Origin of the sequence: Desulfosarcina sp. (genome assembly GCF_041551955.1) — a bacterium.
Classification (GTDB): domain Bacteria; phylum Desulfobacterota; class Desulfobacteria; order Desulfobacterales; family Desulfosarcinaceae; genus Desulfosarcina.
Genome location: NZ_JBFELV010000259.1, coordinates 1 through 7,226 on the forward strand (window position 1 = coordinate 1; position 7,226 = coordinate 7,226).

General features: G+C 55.7%; 4 protein-coding genes. 1 reads left to right on the forward strand and 3 read right to left on the reverse strand.

The annotated features are described in order from the left end of the window. Positions 1-147: 147 nt before the first annotated feature. The 3 genes from ABYV26_RS17110 to ABYV26_RS17120 all read right to left on the reverse strand — a co-directional run bounded on the left by ABYV26_RS17110 (position 148) and on the right by ABYV26_RS17120 (position 5,894). The gene (locus tag ABYV26_RS17110) at positions 148-333 is read right to left on the reverse strand and encodes a hypothetical protein (RefSeq protein WP_372682568.1); all 186 of its coding nucleotides are present in this window, start codon (positions 331-333) and stop codon (positions 148-150) included. A 119-nt stretch (positions 334-452) separates the two neighbouring features. Next, positions 453-1,700: a type I glyceraldehyde-3-phosphate dehydrogenase gene (locus ABYV26_RS17115; RefSeq protein WP_372682569.1), complete on the reverse strand. Its 1,248-nt coding sequence runs from the start codon at positions 1,698-1,700 to the stop codon at positions 453-455. Positions 1,701-1,715: 15 nt separating this feature from the next. Continuing rightward, on the reverse strand, positions 1,716-5,894 hold the full coding sequence (locus ABYV26_RS17120) for a PEP/pyruvate-binding domain-containing protein (protein WP_372682570.1): 4,179 nt from the start codon (positions 5,892-5,894) through the stop codon (positions 1,716-1,718). 381 nt (positions 5,895-6,275) lie between these two features. Here ABYV26_RS17120 and ABYV26_RS17125 point away from each other — a divergent pair. Continuing rightward, on the forward strand, positions 6,276-7,226 hold a 951-nt coding region (locus ABYV26_RS17125), incomplete at its 3' end, for a hypothetical protein (RefSeq protein ID WP_372682571.1).

Consider the following 7,226-nt stretch of genomic DNA (forward strand, 5'->3'; position numbering starts at 1 on the left):
GAATATCCTGGTGTCAGGGCCACGGTTGGGGTTTTTGCCGAGAGGGTAGAGGCTGGTGGATCGGGCGGATCGGAATGAACAACAAGTGGAAGGGTCTGTGCATCCGTTGAAAAACGACTGCCCTTGATAGGATGAATGCCAATTCCGCTAAAGTCGTGGCTTTCTCCGCCGCTCCCGGTGAATGGAAAACAGTTTTTCGCTGATCGCGTCGAAAATGAATTCACTGGGGGCGATGCCTCTGGATTTACAATAGTCTTCGACGCGGTCGTACAATGCCTTGGGAATGTCCGTGCAGATGCAGTCATCAACTGTCGCTTCTGGTTTTTCACTCATCACATTGCCCTTTCAGGGGCTTTCCGATTCTGCGGATTCAGTTCATGGTTGGCGTGTCGGACAATATATCGCTCCGTTAGCAATATCGTCAAGTTATAAGATCGTTGGTCAATATCGGGTCACATGTTCTCAGCAATGGTGACCGTTCGGTCGCCGAGCATATTCACATAGCTGCCCATCTCGTTGTCGTACCAGCCGTAAATAACGGCCTGAGTCACCGGTGCGCGCACCACCGTGTCCGTGAGGCTGCTGAGCACGGACTGGGAAAAGCCGGGGATGCTAGCCAGATCCAAACTCAGGTCTGCCGTGCGGGTATGGGTTTCATCGCCCTCGATCACTGCCGCTGCCTGGGGCGAGCCCAGAATGTCCCCGGATACATTCTGCTTCTCCGAGTATTTCAGATAACCGTTGGGGTCCAGCCCTGCTGCCTGTTCGTAGACCGCGTTGAGCACCCCGCGCCGGACCGGTTCTTCGGAAGGGCTTTCCTGAATGCTGAGCACCAGGATGATCAGAGATCCGGAGCTGACGGGTACCCGTACCGATTCAGCAATGAATCCGATGTGCTCCATTTCGGGTATCACCAGTCTCAGGGCCTTTGCCGCGCCGGTGGACGTGAGGATGATGTTGTTCATAATCGACCGATTTTTTCTCAGATCGGTCTTGCCGGCCTTGGGCAGGCGATCCAGAACCTGCTGGGAGCCGGTGGCGGCATGGATCGTTGCCATGGAGGCAGACAGGATTCGCTTGGCCCCGAAGGCGTTGATCAGCGGCTTCATCATGTGGGCCAGGCAGGTGGTGGTGCACGAGGCGTTGGAAATGATCCGGTGGCGCCGGGGGTCGTAATCGTTGGCGTTGATCCCCATCACCGTCGTGACCGCATCGTCGGGCATGGAGACGCCCTCTTCCTTGATCTTGAAGGGCGCGGAAACCACCACCTTCTCGGCGCCGGCTTCCAGGTGTCCCCTGACCGACCCCTTGGGGTGGTCGACCGTCAGGGTTGGATCCAGGAACTGGCCGGTGGTATCCACCACCAGGCGAACGCCATGGGCTTTCCAGTCGATGTCCTGGGGCGTCCGTGCGGTTCTCAGCAACTGCAGGGTAATGCCATCCACTACCATCGTCCCGGCGCTGTCGTCGATGTCGGTAATCACCGGCTTGGCCTGGCACCCATGCAGAAAGGTATGCAAGGCACCATAGGTAGAGTCACGTTCCAGATAGTGGGCGATGTCCGCCAGGCCCGCGCCGGCCTGCCGGCCGATGTTGACCACGATTTGGTTGAAGTACCGCCGTCCCACATGATGCCACAGGGTGAGTTTGCCGATGCGGCCGAGGCCGTTGATACCGATTTTCATCTGTCCCTCGTTCATCGCATTTCCTCCTGATCAAGCCTCCCTGATCTTCATGCTTCCTTGATAGACCGATCCCTCCCGGCCGTCAATGCTAATATGGTCTCCCGAACGGATAACGACCTGGTTGAATTGGACGGTTTTCTCCTTTTCGTTGCACACCAGGGTGCCGCATCCCACCACACAGGTCTTGCCTAGCCGGTGCGCCACGACCGATGCATGGCTGGTCAACCCGCCCCTGGCGGTCAGCACACCGTCACTGGCAAAAATCTCTTTGATGTCGTCGGGAACCGTGTCTCCGCGAATCAGGATCAGGGCCGTGTCCGGTTCGGTTTCCCGCCAGCGGTCGATTTCCGCCAATGTAAAGACCGCCCGGCCGCTCATCGCCCCACCGGCAACGCCGATACCGTGACCCAGATAGCGATCCACCGGATTGACTTCCACGTCGAAGGCGAGCACGGTTTTTCGCTCCCGGATGGCCATATCACGGGTTTGGAGCAGGTAGATGTCGTCGGCTGACGGACCTTCGAAGGTGAATTCCAACTCCTGGGGGCTCCAGCCTTTTTTATAGATCAGATGGGCCGCCCATTTACGGATGGCCGCATAAATGGCCGGGTAGTGGGTCTCCAGGGTGATGTCCGTATCCCGCATTTCGATTTCCTGCTGCTTGACCGATATGGGCAGGGTTCGCACCAGGCCTGCCACCACGTCTTCCCCTTGGTTTTCCAAGGTGAAATCGCCCCATGGACTCAGAGTGTCTCCGGACCAGCGGGGGTTGTGGGTAAAAAAAACGCCGGAGCCTGCCTGGGGGGAGATGTTGCCGAAGACCATCTCTTGAACCGTGACGGCGGTGCCCCAGTCGTCCGAAATGCCCATGATTTTCCGGTATGTCTCTGCCCGGGGGGATTCCCATGAAGAGAAGACTGCGTTGATGGTCATAAAGAGCTGATCAAGGGGATCCTCGAGCATTTCTAAACCTTCGTCCTGGATCCTGGCCTTGTAGGCCAGGGCCACCATTTTCATCTGCTCGCCGGTGAATCCTTTTTTGAGCGGAATGCCCAGCCGCGTCTTGAATTCGGCAATGATGGCGTCAAAATCGTCGCGCGCCAGCCCGAAGGCCATGCCGTAGCATTGCAGGAACCGGCGGTAGTTGTCCCAGGCGAACCATGGATTTTCCATTTTGTGGGCCAGCCCCTCGGCGATTTCCTCATTGATCCCCACGTCCAGGAATGTTTCCATCATTCCGGGTTGAGAAATGGAAGCGCCGCTGCGAACCGAGAAGAGCAGGGGGTTGGCCGGGTTCCCAAATCGTTTCCCGCTGATTTTTTGGAGCTGGACAATATGCTGCCGAACCTGCTGGCGGAAGTTCTTTTTCACCGGAGCGAAACCGTCGATTAGTTCGCGGCAGCGGAAGGCCTCGGTGGTTACGATGAATCCAGGGGGAACCGGCAGCCCGAGATTTTTCAGTTTGAGGAGATTCAGTCCCTTGTTGCCCATATAGATAATGCCGACGGCGTTGTTGTTGACCTCCTCCAAGCTGGTAATGATTCGCTGGGGATCATAGTTGAGCAGTAAATGGAGCTTGTTTTTGGGGAGCATGTTGGACTGGTGAAACAAGGTGTTGAGAATCCGGGTTAAAAACAGATCCAATTGCTGCAGTCCCAAGGAGGTGGCGATACGATCACGGAAAAAAATCTCGGAGACCCGGTGCTTGAGTTTGTCTGCATCTACGGCGTTTTCCCGAGGAAGGTATTTTTCAAGGATCCGGTCTGTGGGCATGTGGGAAAGAATGCGTGTCAGATTCTGCCCGTGAATATTGTTGAAGTAGTCGTTGATGATATTCTTGACGGCTACGGCGAAGCCCTTGAAAATATCCAGGTACTGGGTAAAGGTGAAACCTCTCACTTCCAATGCATGGGCCAGCAGGTCCAGTTGACGCTCGACCTCTGCCGAGTAGATGCCGTCCAGGCGAAGGGCCTTGTCAAACAGGGTGAGTCGCTCATAGATGTCGTGAAACGTGGCCCGGGTGATCAGACCGAGATTGATCTGGTCGACCAGCTCTTCGAACAGCACGTTCACTAGCGACTCGACCCGAAAGGTGAGTCCCAGGGCATCGAACTTGCGCTCGTGGTAGCTGCCGTACATGGAGGGGATGTCGATGGTGATGTGGCGTTTTTTGTAGATGTCCGCCCGGATTTCGTAAGTCTCCTCGGAGAGGATGACCGCCTTGAGCCGCTCCAGGTAGTCCATCAGCATGAACAGTCGCCGTTTCAGGTCGGGTTCGTCCAGGGCCGCGCGCAGCATGTCCAGGTCCGGAAAAGATTCCCTGTCCAACTGCTGCATGTGGTGGTGCAGGGACTTATAGTCCAGTTGGTATTTGTGGTAAAGCAGTTTGTAGAAGGCGGCGATGAGCGCCACCCGCTCGGCGTCGACGGCATTGGCGCCAGGTGCTTCCGCCAGCAGGGCCTGGATGCGTTCGTTTGCTTCCACGAGAAGTTCCTCGGGAAGCGCCATGCCTTGGTTGCTCAAGTGGGTGAAAAGGGCGTTGACCCCGTCAATATATTCACCACGGGCATCGATCTGTGCAAAAATACTGGGGGGGACAAAGGGTTGGATGGGTGCTTTGTCCCGTGTCTTCCAGAAGTGGAGCACGGCCTCCATGAACCGGATGATGCGGTTGGAACTCTCCACATGGCTTTGTTTTCGCAAAAAGTGGATCAGGATGTCCCGCCGGTGGGTGATTTCATCCAGCCGTGTGGAGATGTCACGCAGCACGCCCTCGGCGCCAATATCGTTAAAAAAGGCCGGAAAGAGTCGGGTCAACTGTTTGGCAAGATTATAGACCGGCCCGATCTCACTGTTGAGAAAACGGGTGATGTCCCTGGGAAACAGGTCCGTGTCTTTGATGAATATCCCGGATAAGGAGAGTTTGATGATCAGACTGGAGAGCAGTCGCGATGACCATTTGGGCTTGCATTCGATCAGTTCCAGCCATGTCCGGATGTTCTGCAGGTGTGCCGAATTGACCTGGATCTGCCAGTCGTTGCCCACGCCGCCCAGCATGGGGGTCTGAAACCCCAGATCCACCACCCGGTCGACAAAAAAGTTAATCAGGTCAATATTGTCGGTCTTGTAGACCCCCTGGCCCATGTTGAGCACACAGGTGAGGGACGTGGCCGGAAACTGCTCCGTGCGGGTTTTCAGGATATACAGGGTTTTTTCGATCAGGTCGCCGAGGTGCCGGTAGCTCTCATTTTCGATCAGCCAGCCAACGGTGCGGTTGATGTCGCGCAGGGCCTCTTCATGGATCAGGTTCAGGTCGGAAATGCTCATGATATGAAAAAGAAAAATGACCTTCCATTGCTTGCCCTGCCCGCCTTCATCACCCGCCTGAAGCAGCATCTGGGGCATTTTGCGGTATCGCTCGACGATGGTGCTGAAATCCGTTAAGGCAAGCAGCTGGTCGAATACCAGCGGGGCATCGGTCTCCGGCAGGCGCTCGATCTGGTGCAGATGCTCCTTCATCGTGTGCAGCACGTCATGGGAAATTCCTGAAAAACAGGCGCGGACAGGCTCCGGATCACGGATCTGGCCCGCAGCCGCTTGAAAACAATCCCACGGGTCCTTGACCGCGCACCAGAAATCATAGGTGACGTTGCAGGTGCGGATCAACAGGCGATTGAGCACCGCATGGTCGGTTATCGCGCTGTTGCCTCGATCCTTCAGCAGCCGGAGGATGCGCTTGATCGGGTAAAAACTTTTAACAAAGAGAAAAAACCGGTCTTCAGGGCAGTCGTGGATCCAGTTGAAGGCTGTGTTGAGTGCCGGCAGAAAATCGGGAAGCCGGTCATGCGAGTCGCCAATAATCTGCTGCAGATACAAGAGCAGGTTGTCCACCGCATCCGTGCGAACATCATCATCTACGTTGGCCTCGATGACCGCGCTGAATATCCCGACCATGGCTTCAGCCGCTTCTACGCCCCGGGGGTGAGACTGAAACAGATGGAAGTAATCCAGCGCGTACCCCCGGGCCTCCCCCACGATAAATTGCCAATTGCGGTAGGGATGGCTCAGCTCCCGAAGGAAGGTGTTTACCCCCTCCATCAAGCCGAAGTAGCGGGACATGACCGCCTGAATACATTCATAGCGGGCATCGATGGTGACATCCACATGGGTGCTGGCCAGGTTGGCCTCAAGGGCTTTGGACTTGATCATTGTCATATATGCTGATGATTCCCCCACGGTTCCGGTTGCTTGTTTGAAACCTAACTATCAAAGCGATGCCTGTATTTCAAGCTGAGCCTTTCAGTGGCCGTTCACGGGTTCAACGGGTCAGAGGTTCAGGGGTCACGGGTTCATAGGGCAATTAACAGAAAACAAACCCAGATTGGAGAAGGCTCACCAGTGAACGCCAGCCCCTTTCCGGTTTTCGATTTCCGTTTTGAGGAAAGTGTGATATTTGACAAATATCTTCTGGAATCATAGGGTTGGTCCGCCCCACCCGGTGGCTCGGCCGAGTATCGAATGGTTTACCATGCCGGCATGAACGCGCCAGGGGTCGCCACATTGCCTTTTCACGTTAGATAGGTCAGGGTCATGGATGAAAAAGAAATATACCTGGATGATGCAGCGGAACAGCTTTTTTCGCAGATCGAGGGAATCGAAGAACACAAAAAAGGGCGATCGGCGTCGGAGTTGATGGCCGAGAGCCTGGCCGAAGAGCAGAAGCAGCAGGACGTATGGCGGATTTTGCTATGCGAAATTGTGCATCACATCGCCGGCTATTTTCAACGCATGGACCTGGACGCCCGGCAGACTGAGGAGCGTCAGACCTTCGATCAACTGACGGAGACCCTGGCCAAGCTTTCCCAACTGCCTCAACAGGCAGGGCGGATTCTTGTCCGCTTTCGAGGCCTGTCCGTCGGTTCGGATATCCCCGAGCGGTTGGATTACGAAATCCTTTTCGGAAACATGGTGGTCGATCTGGATTTCGTTCCCACGATGATCAAGCGCCACGGGTCCCTGCTTTCCCACCTGATGGGCCAGTTGCTGGATGCATTCGGAATTTTTTCCGACCGCGGTATCAACAACCTGCACCTGAAACTGCCCAAAAAAGATCCCGATTCCTTGGATCGGCTGCGTCGCAGTCTTCACATTCTGTGCCGGCTCTACCGCGCACACGAGAACCAGCGTGACATCGTCCTGGGAACCGGTAAAGAGAACCTGGTACCCATCGTAACCGATGAGAAGGGGAGTCTGAGTACCAACCTGACCTTGGTGGCCGGTGTCAATCGATTGGGTGCCAAAACCATGCGCCATTTAGTTGGCAAAGTGGATGCATGGATGCAGAAAAAAGAGGCGTCCAACGAAGGCTGTCAGTTTACCAGTGTGTACAATGCTATTTTCGGCCTGCCCAAGATCAGTGCGCAGCTGATACCTCCGCCCCTGGAGATCAACAATCTGGATTGGCTCATGCGGGGAGAGAGCGAAAAGAGCTTTACCCGGGAAAAAGCCAAAGTGGCCCGGATCATCGCCAGCGTGGAGGCC